This window comes from Terrimonas sp., assembly GCF_003075435.1.
Classification (GTDB): domain Bacteria; phylum Bacteroidota; class Bacteroidia; order Chitinophagales; family Chitinophagaceae; genus Agriterribacter.
In genome coordinates this window covers 38,447-59,650 of record NZ_QCZJ01000022.1, presented here as the reverse complement: position 1 = coordinate 59,650, position 21,204 = coordinate 38,447, and the positions used below count along the sequence as shown (strand labels likewise).

The window sequence follows — 21,204 nt, the reverse complement described above, 5'->3', positions numbered from 1 at the left end:
CGGCTACCTGTTTGAAGAAAGAAAATCGATTATTTTAATTTGCCCCGTCAGGGGATACCCTTAGATATCAGCTATTTCAGGTTGATTAAACTTTAAAAAGCATGCTGCATTTTCTAAATAAAATCCCAGCAGATAAACACAATTTCTTTAAGCAAATACCCGGGATTTTGATTGATTTAATGATTATACCCCCGCAGCCGTCACACCCTTATCAATCTTCGCAATCAGTCCCTGTAATACTTTACCAGGACCAACTTCAGTAAAAGTTGCAGCACCGTCAGCTATCATCTTTTGCACGCTTTGTGTCCACCGGACAGCACCGGTTAGCTGATCAATAATATTCTTTTTAATAGTATCAGGATCTGTTACAGGCGATGCAGTAAAGTTTTGATATACCGGGCAGGCTGACGCATTGAAAGTTGTTGCATTAACTGCATCAGCCAGCTCTGCTTTTGCAGGTTCCATCAATGGAGAATGAAAAGCGCCACCCACAGGTAATGCTAATGCTCTTTTTGCTCCTGCTTCTTTCATGCGCTGAATGGCGATTTCTATACCTTTGGTTGAACCGCTTATCACTAGTTGACCGGGACAGTTATAGTTGGCCGGCACAACAATTTCACCTGTTTCATTTTGTATAGCGGTACATACTTCTTCTACCTTAGCATCATCCAATGCCAATACCGCTGCCATTGATGATGGATTTATTTCACATGCTTTCTGCATGGCATTAGCTCTTACAATAACCAGCTTTAATCCATCTTCAAATGATAAAACACCATTAGCTACGAGTGCGGAAAATTCACCCAAAGAATGACCGGCAACCATACCCGGTTTTGCATCAGCCAATGTTTTATATAAAATAACAGAATGAAGAAATATAGCTGGCTGCGTAACTTTTGTCTGTTTCAGATCTTCATCAGAGCCGGTGAACATAATATCTGAAATGCGAAAACCTGCTATGCTGTTAGCCTGCTCAAACAATTCCTTTGCAGTCGCATTGTTCTCATACAATTCTTTCCCCATTCCTGAAAATTGTGAGCCCTGTCCCGGAAAAACATATGCGTGTTTCATTATTGTTATGTTTAGTTGAATTTTCTGCGCGTTTGTATGCGACAAAAATAGGTGATTTGAGAAACGAATACTCAATTTGTTTTATGTCGTCTGAGCCGGCAAGACATGAGTATGCGGCGAGGACGCCACGCACGGTAAGCAGCGTCATATACTGCGGAATATATAGTTTTACTGCTTACCGAAAATCTGCTCAAATTCATTTTGCGTAATAGCGAAAACCGTTCCATGCCTTGTGCCTTCAGGAAAACTGATCTTGCCGGAAATGTCTTCCCAATTTTTCAAGTCTGCAGATGTTACAGCGCCGTATTTATGATCCATGTATTTATCAAAATACACAACCCATTTCCCGTTTATTTTAATTACTGTTGGTCCTTCAGCCCAATAATTGCCGGTAATTGGCGACGAGGCTTTTCCATACTTACCTGCAACATTTCTACTGAATGCTATTTTCAGGTTCTTCTCGGCCCTTGGTCTCTTGGTTTCGTCTTTTAGAAACATCACATATCCATTACCGCCAGGTTGAATAGTGGCATCAATCACATTAAAACCCGGGTCTAACAATAAAGCCGCTTTGCTGAATGTTTTAAAATTTTTGGTAGTGATATAATACATACGATGGTTGAAACTGCCATCACCAGACGAGTCAGTTTCCGGGAAACGACCAGGAATGGAAGTTGCCCAATAAATAACATATTGCTTATGCTTTTTGTCGTAGATAATTTCAGGCGCCCAGGTATTCAGCGCACCAGGCTCATGCTCCATAACAGGTATATATAGTTGCCTGCTCCAGTTTTTCAGATCGGGAGAAGATGCATAACCAATACCCCTGTCATGCCAGCTCACCGTCCAAACCATATGAAACAAACCGTCTGCTCCGCGAATAATACATGGATCCCGCATTAATTTGTCTTTGCTCAGTTCGGGTTTTAAAAAAGACTGATCATTATTTAAAGCTGTAAAACTGTAACCGTCCCTGCTGTATGCAAGATGCAAACCATCTTCTCCGTTTCCTTTAAAATAAGAGAACATGTATATTGTATCATTTTGGGAAAAAGTGTGAAGGGAACTCATTAACAACCCAACAATCAACAACCGTATTTTGTTATGCATAAAATCATCTTTGCTTCAAAGATATTATTTGTACAGTGCAATTGCTTCTTTCAAAATCGATTTGATTTTCTTTACAGGAATATCTTTTGAAGGATCAATGAGTAAAATTCTCATCCTTGCTCTTTTCTCCTGCAATAAATCCGGGTGATTGATCTTATTCCCTTCAGCAAGACCAATATAAGGTTGCCTGTACTTTTTATGTATCCATAAATAACAAAACATTTTACCATTGAGGTAATAGAAGGGCAAACCGTATTTCCATTCCTCAGTAATACGTTTATCCTGTTTTGGAATAAAGCCGCGTAAAAACAAAAGACAGCTTTTTACCGGCTCTTCTTTTTCAAGAAAGAAAACATCTATCGGGCGGAGCGTAGGCATTATCCAATTATTTTACGGCTACTAATATCGGAATTTCAGCATTTAATTTATCCCGGGATTTTTCACCGTATATCTCAATATCGGTAGTATATAAACGCCCTATATCTGCATTCCATATTTTCAGCCATTCTTTATAAACTATGCCATTGTCCAAAGCCCCTTTGGCAATAAATACATAATACTTATCCCCGGTAAAAACTTTTGTTGTTATGCCTGGTTCATTTACTTCCACCCGAACGCGGCAACCGAGCAGGGTGGTATATGGACTGGTATGATCTTTTTCATAATCGGTGTATATACAATACAGCGTATTATCAATTTTACCGGGTATTTTATTCAGCATATCTTCTGCAAAAAAGCGCTGCCATAGGGCGGGAATATCATGGGCTGATTGCCCATTTTCATTGGTCGTTCTGATTGACAACCCGGCAATAATTACATTTTCATTTTGTTTTATCATTGTTGCATTTTTAATTAAAACAAAATTATTAACGCTTTGTGTCAACAGTATGTCAGGGGTTGGCAGAAGAATTTTTGCGGCAGGTTTCAAAATGTTTTTCAAGATCAAAATCGTGAGGCTGAAATTTTTCGCTGCTTACATGCAGTTGCTGAATCTTGTCGAGCCTGAATGACCTCAATGCTTTTCTCATCCTGCACCATGCAATCAGTATCCAGTTTTCATTGGTGCTGTATAATGCCAATGATTCTATTTCACGATTGGTGGTTAGCCCTGTTTCAATAGATTTATAACCGATGCTCAATACGGTATAATTGGTAATAGAAAGTTGTATAACAGATAAGAAATTACTCGTGGTATCGCCGGGATTATTATACCGGATATGTATCCTGGCTGCTAAAAGTTCAGCCTTGTCTTTTGTACTGTATCGCAGTAATGCCCTGATCTTTGTTACTGCATCCGTATAGTGTTGCACAAATGACGAGTCTTTATTTTTTAACACCAGTTGTTCCGCGGTAATCAAGGCATTTACTTCTGCTTCGCTCAGCATTAACGGAGGTAAGCTATAGCCATCTGATAAAGTATAGCCTTTGCCTTCTTCGGTAAGGATGGGCACACCTGCGGATTCCAGTGCTCTTATATCCCTGTATACAGTGCGGGTACTGATATTGAACTTCTTTGCGATAGCCGTTGCCGTAACAAGCCGCCTCGACTGAAGATAGGTTAATATAGCTGTGAGTCTCGATAAACGTGAAACTTCCGTATCAGCCATATTGTTCATTTTAATGTAGCGAAGAACCGATTAATCGTATAAACTCACTTCGTGTTTCATTCTTTTCGAACTCTCCAAAAAATGCTGATGTAGTAGTAACAGAGTTTTGTTTTTGCACGCCACGCATCATCATACATAAATGTGAAGCTTCAATAACTACAGCAACGCCCAAAGGCTGCAAAGCATCTTTTATAGCATCTAGTATTTGCGTGGTTAGTCTTTCCTGCACCTGCAGGCGGCGGGCATAAACATCTACCACCCTTGCTATCTTACTCAATCCTGTTATCCAGCCATTGGGTATATACGCCACATGTGCCTTCCCGAAAAAAGGCAGCATATGATGCTCGCACATACTGTATACTTCAATATCTTTTACGATAATCATTTCACTGATTGGCTCATGAAACTTGGCAGAGTTAAGAATATCGCGGGAACTTTGCTGGTATCCCTGGGTCATGAACTGCATTGCTTTAGCTATGCGCTCCGGGGTTTTCAATAAACCTTCTCTCTGAGGATCCTCACCTAATAATCCCAATGCCCTTTCGTAAGTTTCAATCAATGAGGCAGTAGTATCTCCATCATATTGCTCAACCTTTTTGTATGCCATGTGCAGATTAAATTTTAATGCGAATAATTACGCAGGATATTCAACAAAATTTCTTGGTGTTTCGTATAGTCTTACCTGTATATCGTTTTTAGCATCAATACGCGAACGAAGCAGGCTGTAAATTACAACCACAATATTTTCTGCTGTAGGATTCAGGTTCTTAAACTCTGCTGTATCAAGATTCAGGTTTTTATGATCGAACCGTTCAACCACTTCTTCTTTAATAATATCCGACAATACTTTCAGATCCATTACAAAACCGGTTTCTGCGGCAGGCTCACCAATTACCTTCACTTCCAGTTCATAATTATGCCCATGATAATGGGGGTTACTGCATTTGCCGAATACCTTAAAATTAGTGGCATCATCCCACGCAGGGTTATTTAACCTGTGTGCAGCATTAAAACGTTCTCTTCTGTATACAGCTACTTTTTTGCTCATCTCAATGTAATCAATGGGCAAAAATACGTACAAACCGGAATAGTAGGATATAGTTTGACCATGAAGCTAAAGCATAATCAGAAAACAGCACCTATTCCATTTACAGGTGCGTCATTTTGATTAAACGCTTTACCGCCGGTGTTGATGTTAAAAGCCTGTTCTAAATTAATGCCACCCTTCCTTAATGCAGATGATGGTACCAATTGGTATTTGTTAAAATATTTCAGCGAATCAGGGTTCGTAATCCGGGTTGCAGCACTATCAAACTGCGGGTTAATATTCAGCCCAACTACTTTTCCGTTATACCCTTCTTGCCTGCCTGTTGCAAACCACTCCTGTAATGTCCTGCTACCTTTTATATTAAATCCATCTTTCAAACTATACCAGTTATTACCTAAAAAGTTACTACCGGAATTTTTGCCAATGATCAATGAATCCCTCCCAACAAAAATATTATTATAGAAATGGAAATTACTGTGAAGGCTTTGCGGCTCGTAACTGATTGCCGCGCCTTTCGCATTATAAATAGTATTATTGTGGAAATAGCAATCTTTTAACTGAGCCGGATCACCGGAGTTGTTCCACACAAACACGCCCGCATGTGCCGGAGAAATGCTTCCATCATTTTCGCTTATACAATACCGTATGGTGTTATTATACCAGTTGCCCGCACCGGCATACTGAAACAATCCGAAAGCGCTGCCTTCATTTTCGTATGACAGGCAGTATTGAATAATGCTGTTGGTAACACCCCCATCAAAATCAAAACCGCCTCCATCCGCGGCCCCTGGTGCTGTTCTGTTTCTGTACGAAATGCAATGCTGTATGACTACACTATCTGCTTCATAACACCAGATGCCTACCGGTCCGTTTCCCTTCCTGGGCATGTCCCATCCGTTATTGGTAGCTGTACAGTATTCTATCGTCACATTTGTACAATAACCTGCTATAATACCGTTACCACTGTGGTTGGTAAAATTGGTCGGATCGCCAGGATTATTTTCTGCCCTGCAATTGCGTATATTAATATTCTTACAATCAGTTTTCTTTCCCGTGCCGCTTATGCTTATTCCTGCAAAGCCGTTTTCTGTTGCGGTTACACGGTTGATATTTATGTTTGAACTATTGTAAATAAGCATCCCTGCTTTCTGAAACCCTTTTACAGACAAACCATCCAGGAAAATATTATTGCATTCATTTACAATAATGCCATCTTTTATATTGCCTTCCTTTCTGCCCAATCCCTTAAACTGCAGGTTTTTTATTTGTACAAACTTGCACTGATGCAGCGTGAGTGCCGTTGCGCTATCGCCATCTATTGTAGCATTACCTGCTCCGAAGGAAGTAATAACAACAGGCTGTTTATCCAATCCGCTATCCGAAGAATCAAGCAATATACTACCGGTAAATGTTTGTCCTGCTGCAAAGAAAACAGTATCACCGGGTTGAAGTTGAAGAACATTTAATTTACCAATAGATTTGAATGGCGCTGAGATACTGCCATCATTACCATCATCTCCATTATTGCTTAAATAATAGGCCCTGCCGCGATTTTGCTGGGTGCAGGAAAGCAGGCATGAAATAAATATTGTATAACCAAGAAGCTCAAATATGTGTTCAAATACCTGGTTCTTCATTTTACTCCCCATAATACTCCACGTATATCTGTGGCGTTTCATACAACTTAATGCAATGCAGCTGTACTCCTGCCGGCAAACGGTTTGCTAATTGATTCCATATACCAACAGCCAGATTTTCAGTTGAGCAAAACTGTCCTTTCATGAAGTCCACATCCTCATTCAGGTTTAAATGATCCAGCTTTTCAAGCACAAATTCATTGATAAGCAGGCTCAGTTTTTTTACATCCATAATAAAACCCGTATCCTGGTCAGGATTCCCTTTTACAGTTACATATAAATCGTAATTATGTCCATGCCAGTTTTCATTAGCACATTTCCCGAAGACTTCTTCATTTTTTTCAACACTCCAGGCTTCATTATAAAGTTTATGCGCCGCGTTAAAATGTTCTATGCGGGTAAGATATACCATGCTGCTTCAAATTTTCGCAAAGGTAAAGTATAATATCACCTCTTTGGGTTTGTGTTTTGTTACTGTTTTGAGTTTTAAAAGCGAAATCCCCGGCTAAGTTGGCTTTTTGTATACCTAAATCCTGAAATTTGTAATATGAATATTCTGATCGTAGCTGCTACGCCACAGGAAGTTGCCATTACCCGGCAATATCTCGCTGAAAAAAGATACCAGCGTAAGGACTGCAGCGTGTATACTTTAATAACCGGTGTTGGCCTGGTAAATACCACTTATACGCTTTCAAAATATGTATTAAAAAACAAACCAGACCTGGCTATTCAGGCTGGCATCGGTGGCAGCTTCCATCCCTTTTATGCTCCTGCATCAGTATATATAGTTCATGAAGAAATTTTTGGGGATATTGGCGTAGAAGAACAGGGCGTGTTTAGAGATATTTTTGACATGCATCTTGCAAACAATAGTTTTCCTTTCTCCAATAAATTGCTTGCCAACCCTCATACTACTATCCTGGATAATATAAAACTAAGAAAGATAAGAGGAGTTAGCGTAAACGAAATAACAACTAACGCAGGAAGGATACACCATCTCATGGAAAAGTATAATGCATTGGTTGAATCTATGGAAGGCGCCGCGTTTCATTATGTATGTTTGCAGGAAGATATTCCATTCGTTCAGATGAGGGCTGTTTCCAACTTTGTGGGAGAGCGCGATAAATCGAGGTGGCTTATAAAAGAAGCCATTGAGAACCTGAACAGGGAATTGATCGCAGCGATAAGACCTTTATTATGTCATTGAAATAAGTATATCGCCGGGAATACAATAATACATTTGTGCATTTGTGGCAACATTTTAACTTAACACGCTAATGAAATTTACACTTGGATTTTCTCCCTGCCCCAATGATACTTTTATTTTTGACGCACTGGTAAATAAAAAAATTGATACCGGTGACTTTGAATTTGACGTGGTGCTGGAAGATGTACAAACCCTGAACCAGTGGGCAATAGATGGCAAACTCGATATCAGCAAAATAAGTTACGGCGTGTTGCCTTTGATAGTGCAGCAGTATAAAATTTTACACAGCGGCGGGGCATTGGGCAAAGGCGTGGGACCATTATTAATTTCTGCAAATCCGGTTGATATTAATGCTGAAGGTTTCAACATCAATGATTATACCATCGCGATCCCGGGAGAACATACTACGGCTCACCTGCTCTTTTCACTGGCATTTCCCGGTGCGAAAAATAAAATCTTTAAAATTTTTCATGAGATTGAAGGCTTTCTGTTGAACAGTACTGATCAAAAAACATTGGGAGTTATTATACATGAAAACAGGTTTACCTACCAACAAAAAGGCTTATACAAACTAATAGATCTCGGTGATTTTTGGGAAAAGAAGACTGGTTATCCTATACCATTAGGCGGCATTGCCATCAAAAAAAATATATCGCCAGCTATTCTAACTAAAATAGATCAGCTTATACAGCAAAGCATTGAATATGCTTTCAGCAATTATCCATATCTGCCTGAATATGTAACCTGTCATTCACAGGAAATGGAAGAAAACGTAATGCGGCAGCATATTGATCTGTATGTAAACAATTACTCTGTTGATATAGGCAAAGATGGCAAAGAAGCCGTGAATGAATTTCTACATATTTATGAACATAATAATCCTGTATCTTCCATTGATCACAATGTATTTATACAACACTAACCTGTAAATGCAATTATTTTGAAAGAACTGTTCAACGTAAACAACGAGTTTTTCAACCTGCTGGGTTACTCCATGAGTTATATAGAGTTTTTTGGTGTACTGAGCGGACTGGTAGCAGTTTGGCTCTCTGCCAAAGCGCATATATGGAGCTGGCCTGTAGGCATCATCAATGTTATCCTCTCGTTCATATTATACTACCAGGTGCAATTGTATCCGGATATGTTTTTGCAGGCTTTCTTCTTTATTACCAATATTATGGGTTGGTGGCGGTGGAGCCACCCCAAACCGGAAGAAGCCGACAGGAAAGATGAGCTGAAAGTTAGTTATATGAAACGATCTCAGTTAATATTTACCATTGCAACTACCATTGCCGGCACCTTGCTGCTTGGTAATTTTGCCAGCCGCCTGCATGAATGGTTTCCCCTGGTATTCAGCATGCCCAGCGCTTATCCATACGTAGATTCATTTATCATGGTAATGAGCATAATTACCACTTTTTACATGATACAAAAGAAAATAGAATGCTGGGTGATATGGATTATAGTGGATATTGTAGCTACATTTCTGTACTATATAAAGGGCATAAAATTCTACAGTTTTGAGTACCTGGTATTTTGTGGTATTGCAGCCTTTGGTTTGTGGCACTGGATAAGAGAATACAAATCTTACACCAGGCAGACCCCATGAAAAGAGGATTAGTAATAGGGAAATTCATGCCCCTGCATAAAGGTCATATCGCATTGATTGAATTTGCTGTTTCACAATGTGATGAGTTGATTGTTTCTATGAGTTTTGCCGATACTGATCCTATTGATCCGCAATTGCGCTTTAACTGGATAAAGGAACAATTCAACAGTAATCCTGCCATACTTCCCCGTATGATTAAAGATGATTTTGATAATGAACAACTGCCGTTAGCAGAACGCACGGCAGTATGGGCGGAAAAAATGAATGATGTTTATCCACGGATAGACGCATTGATCAGCTCAGAACTTTATGGAGAAGCGTTTGCAGCGAACCTTGCAGCAGAGCATATCATGTTTGATAAGGAAAGAATATCCGTTCCAATATCGGCAACAGCTATACGAAGTAAACCCTTAACCAACTGGCAATATATTCCCGCGCATATACAACCATATTTTGTAAAGAAGATTTGTTTTTACGGGCCTGAAAGTACGGGTAAATCAACCCTGGCAAAAAAAATGGCAGCACATTACAATACCGAATTTGTGCCTGAAGCCGCAAGAGATATTTTAATATCTAATAATTTTAGAGAGAAAGAAATTATAGCTATCGGTAACCTGCAACACCAATACATTGAGGAGAAATTAAAAACAGCCAATAAATTATTATTCTGCGATACTGACGCTATTACCACGCAAATCTATTCGCAACATTATCTTGGCAAAGTACCACGTGAGATTTATGAGTTTGAAGAACAAACTACCTACGACCTGTATTTTCTGCTTGATATTGACATACCCTGGATTGCCGACCCCCTCCGCGATCAGGGACACCACAGGAAAGAAATGATGCAAATTTTCAGGAAAGAGCTGGAGAAGAGAAAGATTGAATATGTATTGATCTCGGGGAGTTATGAAGCCCGGGAGCGGAAGGTAAAGGAAGTAATAGATAAGATAATAAACTAACGCTGCTTTTTGTAAAAGCAAAAATCACATACTGAAACATGATCAGCCCTAACTCAATTTTCCGCTCTCACCTTCTCCAAAAATACCTCAACCTTTCTTCTTATTTTCCAGGCGGCTTGTGTATGATTATTTACCAGTACGGAAAACAGCATCAGCTTTCCGCTTTTTCCATACAAATACCCGCTGAGAGCAACAACACCTGACAGTGTGCCTGTTTTCGCGAAAATGAATGTGCTGTCGTTTTTATAATAATTCAGCAAGGTGCCGGTGCCGCCGGTAGGTAATATTTTTTTGAGGCGCTCCAGTCCGAATTCGTTTTTTAATTTATTGAGCAGCCATATATAATCTTCAGGCGTAAATAAATTATAGCGGCTTAATCCGCTGCCATCAACCCAAACAGGGGCCTGTGGAAATTCCTTTAAATCGTTTTGTAAGAGATCTGCTATTAACTTCTTTTCATTTATCACGCCATATCGTTCACCGGAAACCATCATTAATGTTTGCTCTGCAAAAAAATTATCGCTCCGGTACATCATCAATTTAAAAAGAGAATCAACCGGCTGCGAATAAATAATGCCTTTGGCATTTACCGGGGTTGAGGTTGTATCTATTGTTTTTAGTAAACTGTCTTTCAGCAGTTCCAATCCGCTGGTTAACCCATACGTTATAAAAGGAACTTCAAGTGTTACATTTGGCTCCTTACCCTGTGTTATAAAAAAGGTATTGGATGTTTGAAATCGTTGAGCCGAAAACGTTAGCGCGCCGGTATCTGAGCTGAAGTTTACTTTCCAGTTAATGTCAGGGTCTGAATATATAAATGCTTCCTGCCGCGCAAGCGCCGAAATACTTCCGGAATCCCTGACCTGTGTCCACCGTATTACATTGCCATAAACAGGGAAAGGGCTTCGTTCCGCCATATAGCCGCTGCTGTAATCATCCCACATCCAGCCTTCACCATAAGCATCCGTTTTCCAGTTGGTAGTGGTTATGGCAATGGGTTTGGTTTGTTTCTTCAAAAAATCAAACACGGGTTGCTTCGTAAAATCCGGGTGAAGAAAACCAGGGTCGCCTGTGGGTGAAAGTATAATGGAATCAGCACGCTCTTCATACCGTATGCCCGGCAAACTATCTTTAAGATATTTTAAGCCGGCATATAATGTAATGATCTTTGTGTTGCTGGCAGGAATAAAAAATTTATTGCTGTTATAAGTATATACAGGTTTATTTGTTTCCGCATCTACAACGGCGATGCCTATATGCGCATCCATCAGCACAGAATCGGAAATAAGATTAGTGCTTGCAAAACGCTGAATATTTTTAGAAGCAGAGCAGGAGGCAAAAAGCTGCACAAAGGCAACCAGCGAAAAAATAGTTGTAAGATTTTTAACAGGTATTTGCATCAATTAACACAATTAATGCCGAAGGTAATAATAAATAACGCTTAACTCCTTTCCTGTGCTCTTAACCAGCGTTCGGGAATTCCATTGCTGCTGGCCTGTATATAATCCTGGTAAGAGCAGGCTATATAAGATTTGTCCGGCAACTGCATCCACCACCTGCCGGTTTTTTTGCTTTGCAGAAACACGGTATCTATTTCCGCGAACGCGGTATTGTATTCAATAAAGTTATCACGTTGTGCCAGCATAGCTTCGTGCTTGCCCTGCCAGATACCATCTACAAAATACCAAAGCATTTGAGCGATCTGCTTTGCGGTAAGCTGCTGAATGTCGTTCTCAACAGTATATCCATAAATGCCAAAAGTGCTTAAAGCCGGGCTCATACCTGCAAAACGGCTTAACTGGCAGGCATCTTCCCCGTCTAACCCGTTAGGAGAAAGATAGTTTGAAGGAGCGGCAGCACGCTGTATAGCACTAATGTCAAAGCTAAGCAGGTCGCTGTTGCGAAGCACAGGCTCCATTTCGTCAATATGCTCTCTCACCACACCAAGCCTGTAGCAGTCAAAACGCAGCTTATCCATTGTTTCAAGCATATTGGGGTTTACAAAATAGCTTTGAAAAGCAATGTGATTATAGTGGCGCATGAAATTAGGTTCTCCGGTAAGCATTTCCATCAGGAAGTTTTTGCTCGTCAGCGGACTGTCCATATACAAATCAATCACTGCATCTACCACCGTTGTTTCTATAATCCGGTTCAGCCATTTATAGGCATCGTATTGTGCAAGGGTAAGGTCGTGACTGCCACCGAGAATGACTACCTTCTTGCCGATACCCAATAATTCAGTTATAACCGTGCGCAATGCCGCATAGGTATCTGTTAAAGACGCGCCACATTTTATATTGCCTACATCTGCAATTTTTACTTCTTTATGCCAGTAATATAAATTGTAAAACTGTCCGCGTATTACATCAGGCGCAAGTGAGTATACGCCCGAGCCATCTCCCCGCTGCTCTCCGCAGCCTACCAAAACAATATCTGCATTGCTTAAATCGGGTATCGTTTCTTCGTACGCTTCAATAATGCTGCCGATCTGTCCATCTGCATAACCCTCATCGTGGGATAAATAATGCCGGTTAACCGGGTCAAGGAAATCAGTGATGTGCAGCACGTCACTCATAGAAATGAATTTTTACAAACCTAAATGATATTAGTCAAAAATGCAGTATGAAACTACTAACATGTTGTGAAAAACAATGGTCCCGGGGCTTTTGTGTCGCCGGTTATGCACAATGTTACTGCAAGATATCGCCCTATCAGCCCTGCCTGCAACAGGGGTGTTAAATATAAATTTTGTATGATAAAAACCCTTTGTTTGCTTATCTTGCAGCCTTAATATTTTGCATATATGACAGATAAGAAAGCCACAGGCACTTTATTCAATAAGCAGAATTATATGTGGATGGCTATAGGCGGTGTGGTAATGGCTATAGGTTTATTGCTGATGGCAGGGGGAAAAAGTGACGATCCGAAGGTTTTTGATTATAACCAGGTATATAGTAAAACACGTATTACTGTGGCGCCAATACTATTAATGATTGGCTTAATGATTGAAGTGTACGCTATTATGCGTAAACCTAAGGCTTCTGAAAAATAAAAACGCTGAAAAATAGTTATTGAAATGCGATGGAGCCTCCCATCGCATTTTTTTAAAAAGGCTTTCCTGCTTTAAAATGAATAGAGCATGAGTATAGTACAGGCAATCATAATCGCAATAATTGAAGGGCTTACCGAATTTCTTCCCGTTTCATCAACCGGGCACATGATAATAGCCAGCTCTTTAATGGGCATTTCCGATAGCGATTTTACCAAGATTTTTGAAATAGCTATTCAGTTAGGAGCAATATTATCTGTGGTGGTTTTATATTGGAGAAAATTTTTTGATTTCAGCAAATGGCAGTTTTATGTAAAACTGATCATTGCAGTTATTCCGGCCCTGGTATTGGGCAAATTATTATCGGATAAAATTGATGAACTGCTGGAAAGCCCGACCACCGTGGCCATTACACTATTACTTGGAGGTATAGTGCTGCTGTATGTTGACAGGTTTTTTAAAAATCCAACCATAGCACACGATAAAGACATCACCTATAAAAACGCATTTATAACAGGATTGTGGCAATGCATAGCAATGATACCGGGCGTGAGCCGCAGCGCTGCCAGTATTATTGGTGGTATGCAGCAAAAACTTACCCGAACGCTTGCCGCGGAATTTTCTTTCTTTCTTGCCGTACCTACCATGTTTGCGGCAACGGCATATAAGCTGTTTCTTAAAAAATATTCAACCCCCCAGGGAGAAGTAAAAGGGGTTGATATCGTATTCAGTAATGCAGCCAATACACAGGCTTTCATTATTGGTAATGTGGTAGCATTTATAGTTGCCATACTTGCCATAAAATTTTTTATCGGCTACCTCCAAAAACACGGATTTAAACTATTCGGTATTTACCGTATTATTGCGGGAGCAATTTTGCTTATCCTGGTTTATGCGGGATACCTGAAATAGTATCAATCCTTTTGCATGCAGACAGCATCTAAAAAAGTGGTAAACGGCTGGGCCATGTACGACTGGGCTAACAGCGTTTACAATCTTGTTATAACCACCACCATTTTTCCGGCATATTATGTTGGTATTACCCAGATAGGTAATAGCAATGGCGAGCATAAAGTAAATTTTTTCGGGCGGGAATTTGTGAATACAACATTGCTGGATTATGCCCTGTCCATCGTTTTTTTAATTGTTGCTATCTCATCACCTATCCTGTCATCCATAGCGGATTACCGGCGTAATAAAAAGGTATATCTCACCGCTTTTTCCATAGTAGGCTCAGTTTCATGTGCTGCATTATTCTTTTTTTATCCTGACAAAATTGAGTATGGCGTTATTATTTACGCTATAGCGGCATTAGGTTATTGGGGCAGTCTTGTATTTTATAACTCCTATTTACCTGATATTGCAGCACCCGGAGACCAGGACAAGATAAGTGCCAGGGGATATACCCTTGGTTATATCGGAAGTGTATTATTGCAGATTATCTGCTTCGTAATAATTGTAAAACCAGCATTTTTTGGACTTGTATCAGAAGATAAAACCTTACCGGTTCGTGTTTCTTTTTTGCTTACCGGCTTATGGTGGATTGGGTTTGCGCAAATAACCCTGCGTGTTTTGCCCTTGCCAAGCAAAAAAGAGCGGCAGGAGAAAAAAAATGTGCTTACCAATGGTTTTAAGGAGCTGGGTATTGTTTTCCGGCAGTTAAAGCAGATGCCGGTATTGAAGCGGTTTTTACTTTCCTTCTTTTTATATAGCATGGGTGTGCAAACCATTATGCTTGTTGCAGCAGGATTCAGTAAAAAAGAAATTTTTCCTGCCCCGGAAGATGAACCCAAACTGTTATTTACACTTATTCTTATACAGTTGGTTGCAATTGCAGGTGCCATAGCCATGAGCAGACTTTCAAAGCGCATTGGCAATATACAAGTGCTGATTATTACCGTTTGCATCTGGATAGCTGTTTGCATCTGGGCATATTATGTGCAAACACAAATGCAGTTTTATATACTGGCTTCATGTGTCGGGCTGATAATGGGTGGTATACAATCCATGAGCCGCAGTACATACTCCAAGTTTTTACCTGAAACGAAAGATACTACATCCTTCTTCAGCTTTTATGATGTCACAGAAAAAATAGCCCTGGTTATCGGGTTATTCTCCTTTGGCTTTTTGGAGGAGTTTACCGGCAGCATAAGAAATTCAGTTTTAGTATTGATCGCATTTTTTGCCGCCGCACTTATTGCATTGTTTTATACAAGGCAGGCGGTCAGGAGAGAGTAAAAGTCTCTATGCCTTAATTGCCACGCCCTTAAGGGCGTGGCAATTAAGGCAGTATCATTTCCCTCCTTTTTTCTCTATGTATATTTATACACTGGCAGCACTGCCAGCTTACCAGTTATGATTGTACCTCAGAACCATATGAACAAAGTATTTCTGGCCTCGGCAATGCTTTGTTTTATTTTTTTTAATTGTACCAACGCTCAAAAAGAAGGCAATATGTATTTTAATGAATCGCAGCTCACACACGATAAATACGGGCATTTTCTAAATTCAACACAGGTTTTTTCGCCGGATGATAAATGGATTGTATACGATACCAGGAATGATGATGGCGGTATTGGCGTTACAGGCAGTATAGAAATGGTGAATGTGGAAACAGGAGCAATAAAGCAATTGTACAAAACAGCCAATCAAACAAAATTCGGACCCGGTGTAGGCGCGGCAACTTTTAGTCCTGTTGCCGATACCGTATTATTTATTCATGGCATTCGCAATGCAGATGAAAAAAAGCCATATGGTTTTGCAAGAAGAACGGCTGTAGCCATTGATATTAATAAACCCTTTGACCCCATTTTTATGGATGGCCGTGATATTACAGCACCTTTTACCCCGGGCGCTTTAAGAGGTGGCACACATGCCTATACCTGGAGCGGTGACGGACAATGGATATGTTTTACGTATAACGACTATATTATTGATCAACTCGGTAAAACAGATTCATCAGTGAAAGATTTGCGTACCATAGCCGTAATGGCGCCAGGCAAAGTGAATGTCCGGGATGATTCAACCATGGACAATAACAGTGGTGAAAAATTTGCGGCTGTAGTTGCGGAAGTAAAAGAAAACCCGGAGCCCGGCAGCGATGAAATAGATAAGGCATTTGATGAAGGCTGGGTAGGTAAGAAGGGGTACAAAAAAAGTGACGGTACATGGCAAAACCGTGCAATAGCTTTCCAGGGTAATGTTAAGAACAACCAACAGCAGACCATAGCCGAAGTTTTTGTAACAGATATCCCGGATGATATTACTAAAGCTGTTCCGGGCAAGCCGCTCGAAGGCACAGCCACAACAAGACCTGGAGTTCCGCAGGGTGTTATACAAAGAAGAATAACGCACACAGAAAAAGGTATAGTTGGTCCAAGGCACTGGCTTAAATCGGCTGCTGACGGATCAAAGATTTTCTTTCTTACCAAAGATGAAAAAGACATTGTTCAGGTATTTTCTGTTTCGCCCAACGGAGGAGATATTCAGCAAATATCTTTTAATGAATTTTCGGTAGAAGGTCCGATCAATGTTAGTCCTGATGATACGTATATTGCTTATATAGCCGATAACAGTGTATTCATTACCGATATTAAAACACATCAATCCTACAGGTTGAATGCGGCGGATAAAAATGCGGCTCCTTCCGGTGCAGCTATATGGTCGAATGATGGAAAAATGCTGGTCTTTAACCGTAAGGTGAAGGATGGAGATGGCATGTATTACCAGGTTTTTGTGTTGAAAAGAGGCTATGATGAATAAGTAATCGTGAATGGTGAATAGACAATGGCTTCAGGTTACAAAGTTTCAATGTTGCTTATTCACCATTCACCCAAAACATACAACTGCCCCGCAGCATTACCTGCAGGGCAGTGTTTGTTTCAACTTCAACCTTTCTATTGAAACGATCTTTAACCTTTATTTTCTATCTGCCGGTAGTAAGAAAAAGAAAGGGTGGATGAAAATCTTCTGAAATATTTTTCCCCGCGATTTCCTCTTTGGCGTTTTTATTTTCAGCAGCTGTTATTTTTCTTTGCGCAGGCTTGGGTGGATTGGGTGATACCGGCGTTGCTGGCTTAACTGTGTCAATCTCTACTTTCTCATTATCCCCGCTTTTTTTATACCGGTAACTGCCTTTACCATCTTCCAGTTCACCTTCCGCTTCTATCTCCACACCATTATCATCTGCCTTAAGTTTGAATTTTCCGTTCTTTATTTTTTTACTGTCCATATGCTTATTTCTCTCTTTTTTATCGGTTCTCTCTAATCCATTATCGGTCATTATATATTGCACGTTATCTTCCCATGAATAAGAGTTGTCCCACCTGTCCTTCCAGTCTATATTCCAGCCCCTTCTGCGATTAAAATTTATATCAAACCAATCGTAACGATCTATGCTTCCGTCAACCATAATCTTTTTACCAACAGGCACTTCAACAATTGCCATTACCTGCTGATTACGAAACTTGTTAGTGCTTGATACAGGAAACCCTTTTGGAAAATAAAATACACTATCCTGTTGGGTTATCGGAAAACTGATGCTGCTTGCATTATTCTCCGCACTTGCGAGTGTATTGCCCAGTGATAATTTAACCAGCTTAATATGGTATATGCTGTCTTCACTTTTAACAATCTTTAGTCTTACTGTATTCAGCAACATGCTATCCTCATTCAAAGAAAGAAAAGGAAAATCACCATCAAACCAATCTGAACTATAATATCTTACTTTTCCATCCATCACTTTTATGAACATATTGCCATTAGCGGGCTGTGTAATTGTCACATCTTCGTTCACACTTGTTTTTATCCTGAAATTTCTACCCACCATTCCTATCAACACAAACAAGCTGATCAATCCTAAAATCCATAAGCTGCCGAAGGTGTAACCCAGGTATGGGTTTTTTGACCTTACTCTCATAATCCTTCTTACAATCCAAACAACCAGCGCAATAATGGGAACACCTATGAATAAAGTGATCACGCTCCATGCAAAGAAATTTTGCCAAAAACCTTCGAGTAAGAAATTTTTAAGAGGGAATACCGCCACTCCACTATATAATATTGCCATTAATGCAATCAGCAAAGAAAAAGCTATGATGCCGGCTATGCAGAGAAAGAAAGCTTTAAACAATATCCCGATCGCATTACCAATGCCTGTGCCTGTTTTTCTTGCTACCGGGCCTACTTCAGATGCAAAAGATTGTGTTCTCTGCTTAAGCGTATCTTTCATTTCCTCACCTACCACCTTTGCCTTTTCCTTAAATTCTGTACCCAATTTCTCGCCGCGGCTTTTTACACTCTGCAACTCTTCCTGCACGGTATTCTTAATGCTTTCCAGGTCAATTTTTTCACCACGCATTTCCAGTTTTTCACTTGCCGTTACAGCCTTGGGTAATACAATCCAAAGAATAATATAGGTTACAAAAAAAGTACCGCCCAAACCACTGAATGCAACCCAGGGACCTCTCCAATGCCACCAGAACCCGCTGAAAAGATTAGGAAGCATACCAAATAAAAACGGCAGCAGGAAGATCAAACGGGGTATCCAGGTATCTATATTAAAATAGGCACTCAAACCGCCGGCCACACCACCTATCAGCTTGTTATCCGGATCGCGGTAAAGCCTTTTGCGCACATTGGTTTGCAAAGACCTTACCGGTAAAATGATCCATAAGATAATATAAAGCACAACCCCAAATCCAAATCCTCCAAAAGCAATCAAAGCAAATATGATACGCACTACTGCAGGATCAATTTTCATATAATGTGCTATACCTGCGCAAACACCTCCTAATACTTTATCATTAGCAGCTCTTGATAACCTGCGCGGTTCTTCGTATACCTGCTGGGCAGTAGTTGACTGGCTGCTTTCAGCTTTTGCATAATCTGTAGCACTGCCTGCGTAAGTTGCATCCTGCTCTTCAAAGTCTTCCGGCCGGCCCATGCTTACCATTACAGCGTTCACATCTTCATCAGTAATACAAACCGCTCCTTTCTTTAATTTTTCATCAAACAACTCAGCAATACGGTTTTCAATATCATTGATGATCTCATCCCTTCCTTCTTCATGGGCAAAATAACGACGCAGGCTTTCTATATACTGCTTCAACGCTTCATAAGCCGTTTCTTCTATGGGTATTACCCTGCCTTGAAAATTTATATTTATTACCTTTTTCATGATCTGTTCAATTTTTATTGGTTGAAGTTGCCGGAGTTGATGTTTACTCCATTTTGAGTAAGAGCCTGCACTGCGCCAGCTAACTCGTTCCATGTTGCTTCCAGTTCGGCGTAAAATGCTGCACCCTTATCCGTTAGCGAGAAATACTTACGGGGTGGTCCTCCGGTACTTTCCACCCACCGGTAAGTTAGTAAATCGGCGTTCTTTAACCTGGTAAGCAGGGGGTACAGTGTACCTTCCAGAATATTAAGGTTGGCTTTTTTCATTTCATCTATTATATCACTCGGGTAGACCTCCCCGCGTTTTATGATAGACAAAATACAGAACTCAAGCACTCCTTTTCTCATCTGACTCTGCGTGTTCTCGATATTCATAATCTTAGGAGATTTTTCCCTCATCCTTCCGGCCGTGAATGATGGGGGCTGTGAAAAATTTTGTTCCATCCTTTTCAATCCTATTCTAAAATCGCCTGTTCGTTATTTCCTTTCTCAATATTTACCCGGCTATTTTGGATTGATTACTAATCTGACACAAATCTAAATACTTTTTTAATACTATGCAATACATAGTACCATTTTTATTTCAGTAGTTGGTAGTGAATAATTATAGGTTTTGAATAGAATACGCTACCACACTGCATTTCATGAAATTTTACGTTATTAAAAAAAGTTTCATGATTGGATGAGTGGTATATTTAATTGATAAATGGTAATGAAGAGATGGCAGTAAAGTCAGGAATTACTGCAGAACAATTAACCTGAATGATTTTCCGTTTATTATTGATTAACCAAAATAAAATAACTCTCTTTAATTCAATTACTTAGCTTTGCCACCCAAAATAGTAAAACATCGAAAAGCATCGCTCAACCATTCACTATGCAGAAATCAACAGCAACCCTCACCTTTTTAGTTTGTATATTATTGACAGGCAACCTGCTCGCACAGGAAAATAAAAAATCCAAAGGTGAGCTCTATTTTTCATGGGGATATAATACAGAATGGTATACCAGGAGCAACGTACGCATTAACCAGCCATCTTTAGGCAACGATTATACTTTTAACCGCGTAAAAGGACACGACAGAAGGGGCTGGGATAGCAAGCTTTTGCAAAAACCCATTACCATCCCCCAGTATAGTTACAGGCTTGGCTATTTTTTTAATCCTGAAAAAGGCTGGGGATTTGAGATCAATTTTGACCACACCAAGTTTATTATTGAAGATGAGCAGGATATATCGCTGACAGGAAAGCTGAACGGGCGGAATGTTGATACCACTATTCGATTTGCCAACAGGGATGGCTTTTTTTATTATCTCAATAACGGGGCAAATTTCCTGCTGTTTAATGTGGTAAAGCGCTATAAAATATTTGAAAGCAGCCATGGTAATTTTAAACTGGACTTTCTTGGCAAAGCAGGTGTAGGTCCTGTAATACCGCATGTAGAGAACAGCTTTTTTGGAAATAAAAATAAACCTCATTTTCAGCTGGGCGGTTGGAATGTTGGAGTTGAAGCAACTTTAAAAGCAAGCTTTTTTAAATACGGTTTTATTGAGTATGCCAACAAATTGGATTATGCCCGTTATTCTAATCTTAAAATTTATGAAGGCACAGCCAAACATGCTTTCGGTACTTATGAAATGATTTTAAATGTGGGGGCAAATGTTCCGATAGGGAAAAGAAGTAAGGGTTAATGGCACACGGAATACAAAGATGGCACCGGATAAAGCG

22 protein-coding genes are annotated in these 21,204 nt (G+C 40.0%); 9 read left to right on the top strand and 13 right to left on the bottom strand.

Going from position 1 to position 21,204, the window contains the following annotated elements; genetic code table 11:
• Positions 1-183 precede the first annotated feature (183 nt).
• The 9 genes from fabD to DC498_RS19750 form a co-directional block, all read right to left on the bottom strand.
• Positions 184-1,071: an ACP S-malonyltransferase gene (fabD, locus tag DC498_RS19790; protein ID WP_116875892.1), complete on the bottom strand. Its 888-nt coding sequence runs from the start codon at positions 1,069-1,071 to the stop codon at positions 184-186.
• 168 nt (positions 1,072-1,239) lie between these two features.
• Complete coding sequence (locus DC498_RS19785; RefSeq protein ID WP_240628054.1) at positions 1,240-2,100, bottom strand: glycoside hydrolase family 43 protein; 861 nt, start codon at positions 2,098-2,100, stop codon at positions 1,240-1,242.
• A gap of 105 nt (positions 2,101-2,205) precedes the next feature.
• Positions 2,206-2,559: a DUF1801 domain-containing protein gene (locus DC498_RS19780; protein ID WP_116875890.1), complete on the bottom strand. Its 354-nt coding sequence runs from the start codon at positions 2,557-2,559 to the stop codon at positions 2,206-2,208.
• Between the two features lie 7 nt (positions 2,560-2,566).
• Positions 2,567-3,019: a GyrI-like domain-containing protein gene (locus DC498_RS19775; protein WP_116875932.1), complete on the bottom strand. Its 453-nt coding sequence runs from the start codon at positions 3,017-3,019 to the stop codon at positions 2,567-2,569.
• A gap of 52 nt (positions 3,020-3,071) precedes the next feature.
• Positions 3,072-3,788 carry a helix-turn-helix transcriptional regulator gene (locus tag DC498_RS19770; RefSeq protein ID WP_116875931.1) on the bottom strand — a complete coding sequence of 239 codons (717 nt, stop codon included), beginning with the start codon at positions 3,786-3,788 and terminating at the stop codon, positions 3,072-3,074.
• 10 nt (positions 3,789-3,798) lie between these two features.
• The gene (gene folE, locus DC498_RS19765) at positions 3,799-4,395 is read right to left on the bottom strand and encodes a GTP cyclohydrolase I FolE (RefSeq protein ID WP_116875889.1); all 597 of its coding nucleotides are present in this window, start codon (positions 4,393-4,395) and stop codon (positions 3,799-3,801) included.
• A 27-nt stretch (positions 4,396-4,422) separates the two neighbouring features.
• Complete coding sequence (locus DC498_RS19760) at positions 4,423-4,836, bottom strand: 6-pyruvoyl trahydropterin synthase family protein (protein ID WP_116875888.1); 414 nt, start codon at positions 4,834-4,836, stop codon at positions 4,423-4,425.
• A 77-nt stretch (positions 4,837-4,913) separates the two neighbouring features.
• Positions 4,914-6,515, bottom strand: coding sequence for a right-handed parallel beta-helix repeat-containing protein (locus DC498_RS19755; RefSeq protein WP_116875887.1), 1,602 nt, complete (start codon positions 6,513-6,515; stop codon positions 4,914-4,916).
• Positions 6,475-6,885: a 6-pyruvoyl trahydropterin synthase family protein gene (locus DC498_RS19750; RefSeq protein ID WP_116875886.1), complete on the bottom strand. Its 411-nt coding sequence runs from the start codon at positions 6,883-6,885 to the stop codon at positions 6,475-6,477. The genes DC498_RS19755 and DC498_RS19750 overlap by 41 nt, the downstream gene beginning before the upstream one ends.
• Before the next feature lie 135 nt (positions 6,886-7,020).
• On the opposite strand from DC498_RS19750, the gene mqnB reads away from it, so the two are divergent.
• The 4 genes from mqnB (at position 7,021) to DC498_RS19730 (ending at position 10,251) form a co-directional block, all read left to right on the top strand.
• Positions 7,021-7,680 (top strand): futalosine hydrolase, encoded by a 660-nt coding sequence (gene mqnB / locus DC498_RS19745; protein ID WP_116875885.1) that lies wholly within the window; start codon positions 7,021-7,023, stop codon positions 7,678-7,680.
• A 70-nt stretch (positions 7,681-7,750) separates the two neighbouring features.
• Positions 7,751-8,602, top strand: a complete 852-nt coding sequence (locus DC498_RS19740) for a 1,4-dihydroxy-6-naphthoate synthase (RefSeq protein ID WP_116875884.1) — start codon at positions 7,751-7,753, stop codon at positions 8,600-8,602.
• A gap of 18 nt (positions 8,603-8,620) precedes the next feature.
• The gene (pnuC, locus tag DC498_RS19735) at positions 8,621-9,289 is read left to right on the top strand and encodes a nicotinamide riboside transporter PnuC (protein WP_240628053.1); all 669 of its coding nucleotides are present in this window, start codon (positions 8,621-8,623) and stop codon (positions 9,287-9,289) included.
• Positions 9,286-10,251 carry an AAA family ATPase gene (locus DC498_RS19730; RefSeq protein WP_116875883.1) on the top strand — a complete coding sequence of 322 codons (966 nt, stop codon included), beginning with the start codon at positions 9,286-9,288 and terminating at the stop codon, positions 10,249-10,251. The genes pnuC and DC498_RS19730 overlap by 4 nt, the downstream gene beginning before the upstream one ends.
• 53 nt (positions 10,252-10,304) lie before the next feature.
• Here the strand turns inward: DC498_RS19730 and DC498_RS19725 are convergent, their stop codons facing one another.
• Positions 10,305-11,651: a D-alanyl-D-alanine carboxypeptidase/D-alanyl-D-alanine-endopeptidase gene (locus DC498_RS19725; protein WP_116875882.1), complete on the bottom strand. Its 1,347-nt coding sequence runs from the start codon at positions 11,649-11,651 to the stop codon at positions 10,305-10,307.
• Positions 11,652-11,692: 41 nt separating this feature from the next.
• Positions 11,693-12,826 carry a formimidoylglutamase gene (locus tag DC498_RS19720; protein WP_116875881.1) on the bottom strand — a complete coding sequence of 378 codons (1,134 nt, stop codon included), beginning with the start codon at positions 12,824-12,826 and terminating at the stop codon, positions 11,693-11,695.
• 228 nt (positions 12,827-13,054) lie between these two features.
• Here DC498_RS19720 and DC498_RS19715 point away from each other — a divergent pair, with 228 nt between their 5' ends.
• From DC498_RS19715 to DC498_RS19700, 4 genes are all read left to right on the top strand, one after another.
• On the top strand, positions 13,055-13,303 hold the full coding sequence (locus DC498_RS19715; RefSeq protein ID WP_116875880.1) for a DUF3098 domain-containing protein: 249 nt from the start codon (positions 13,055-13,057) through the stop codon (positions 13,301-13,303).
• 87 nt (positions 13,304-13,390) lie between these two features.
• Positions 13,391-14,212, top strand: coding sequence for an undecaprenyl-diphosphate phosphatase (locus tag DC498_RS19710; protein ID WP_116875879.1), 822 nt, complete (start codon positions 13,391-13,393; stop codon positions 14,210-14,212).
• Positions 14,213-14,227: 15 nt separating this feature from the next.
• Positions 14,228-15,538, top strand: a complete 1,311-nt coding sequence (locus DC498_RS19705) for an MFS transporter (protein WP_116875878.1) — start codon at positions 14,228-14,230, stop codon at positions 15,536-15,538.
• A 138-nt stretch (positions 15,539-15,676) separates the two neighbouring features.
• Positions 15,677-17,062, top strand: coding sequence for a DUF3748 domain-containing protein (locus tag DC498_RS19700; RefSeq protein ID WP_206197702.1), 1,386 nt, complete (start codon positions 15,677-15,679; stop codon positions 17,060-17,062).
• A gap of 163 nt (positions 17,063-17,225) precedes the next feature.
• On the opposite strand, the gene DC498_RS19695 is transcribed toward DC498_RS19700, so the two are convergent.
• Together DC498_RS19695 and DC498_RS19690 are read right to left on the bottom strand one after the other, a co-directional pair.
• A complete protein-coding gene (locus tag DC498_RS19695; RefSeq protein ID WP_165813906.1) occupies positions 17,226-19,478 on the bottom strand; it encodes a PspC domain-containing protein in 2,253 nt (750 codons plus the stop codon).
• A 14-nt stretch (positions 19,479-19,492) separates the two neighbouring features.
• Entirely contained in the window at positions 19,493-19,852 is a 360-nt protein-coding gene (locus tag DC498_RS19690) for a PadR family transcriptional regulator (RefSeq protein ID WP_116875928.1), read from the bottom strand.
• 502 nt (positions 19,853-20,354) lie between these two features.
• Here DC498_RS19690 and DC498_RS19685 point away from each other — a divergent pair.
• Positions 20,355-21,167, top strand: a complete 813-nt coding sequence (locus tag DC498_RS19685; RefSeq protein ID WP_116875876.1) for a hypothetical protein — start codon at positions 20,355-20,357, stop codon at positions 21,165-21,167.
• The last annotated feature ends 37 nt before the right edge of the window (positions 21,168-21,204 follow it).

Bases quoted from the DNA above. Each gene is read 5' to 3' on its own strand.
- fabD (WP_116875892.1), bottom strand. From the start codon at position 1,071: ATGAAACACGCATATGTTTTTCCGGGACAGGGCTCACAATTTTCAGGA.
- DC498_RS19785 (WP_240628054.1), bottom strand. From the start codon at position 2,100: ATGTTCTCTTATTTTAAAGGAAACGGAGAAGATGGTTTGCATCTTGCA.
- DC498_RS19780 (WP_116875890.1), bottom strand. From the start codon at position 2,559: ATGCCTACGCTCCGCCCGATAGATGTTTTCTTTCTTGAAAAAGAAGAG.
- DC498_RS19775 (WP_116875932.1), bottom strand. From the start codon at position 3,019: ATGATAAAACAAAATGAAAATGTAATTATTGCCGGGTTGTCAATCAGA.
- DC498_RS19770 (WP_116875931.1), bottom strand. From the start codon at position 3,788: ATGGCTGATACGGAAGTTTCACGTTTATCGAGACTCACAGCTATATTA.
- folE (WP_116875889.1), bottom strand. From the start codon at position 4,395: ATGGCATACAAAAAGGTTGAGCAATATGATGGAGATACTACTGCCTCA.
- DC498_RS19760 (WP_116875888.1), bottom strand. From the start codon at position 4,836: ATGAGCAAAAAAGTAGCTGTATACAGAAGAGAACGTTTTAATGCTGCA.
- DC498_RS19755 (WP_116875887.1), bottom strand. From the start codon at position 6,515: ATGAAACGCCACAGATATACGTGGAGTATTATGGGGAGTAAAATGAAG.
- DC498_RS19750 (WP_116875886.1), bottom strand. From the start codon at position 6,885: ATGGTATATCTTACCCGCATAGAACATTTTAACGCGGCGCATAAACTT.
- mqnB (WP_116875885.1), top strand. From the start codon at position 7,021: ATGAATATTCTGATCGTAGCTGCTACGCCACAGGAAGTTGCCATTACC.
- DC498_RS19740 (WP_116875884.1), top strand. From the start codon at position 7,751: ATGAAATTTACACTTGGATTTTCTCCCTGCCCCAATGATACTTTTATT.
- DC498_RS19730 (WP_116875883.1), top strand. From the start codon at position 9,286: ATGAAAAGAGGATTAGTAATAGGGAAATTCATGCCCCTGCATAAAGGT.
- DC498_RS19725 (WP_116875882.1), bottom strand. From the start codon at position 11,651: ATGCAAATACCTGTTAAAAATCTTACAACTATTTTTTCGCTGGTTGCC.
- DC498_RS19720 (WP_116875881.1), bottom strand. From the start codon at position 12,826: ATGAGTGACGTGCTGCACATCACTGATTTCCTTGACCCGGTTAACCGG.
- DC498_RS19715 (WP_116875880.1), top strand. From the start codon at position 13,055: ATGACAGATAAGAAAGCCACAGGCACTTTATTCAATAAGCAGAATTAT.
- DC498_RS19710 (WP_116875879.1), top strand. From the start codon at position 13,391: ATGAGTATAGTACAGGCAATCATAATCGCAATAATTGAAGGGCTTACC.
- DC498_RS19705 (WP_116875878.1), top strand. From the start codon at position 14,228: ATGCAGACAGCATCTAAAAAAGTGGTAAACGGCTGGGCCATGTACGAC.
- DC498_RS19700 (WP_206197702.1), top strand. From the start codon at position 15,677: ATGAACAAAGTATTTCTGGCCTCGGCAATGCTTTGTTTTATTTTTTTT.
- DC498_RS19695 (WP_165813906.1), bottom strand. From the start codon at position 19,478: ATGAAAAAGGTAATAAATATAAATTTTCAAGGCAGGGTAATACCCATA.
- DC498_RS19690 (WP_116875928.1), bottom strand. From the start codon at position 19,852: ATGAATATCGAGAACACGCAGAGTCAGATGAGAAAAGGAGTGCTTGAG.
- DC498_RS19685 (WP_116875876.1), top strand. From the start codon at position 20,355: ATGCAGAAATCAACAGCAACCCTCACCTTTTTAGTTTGTATATTATTG.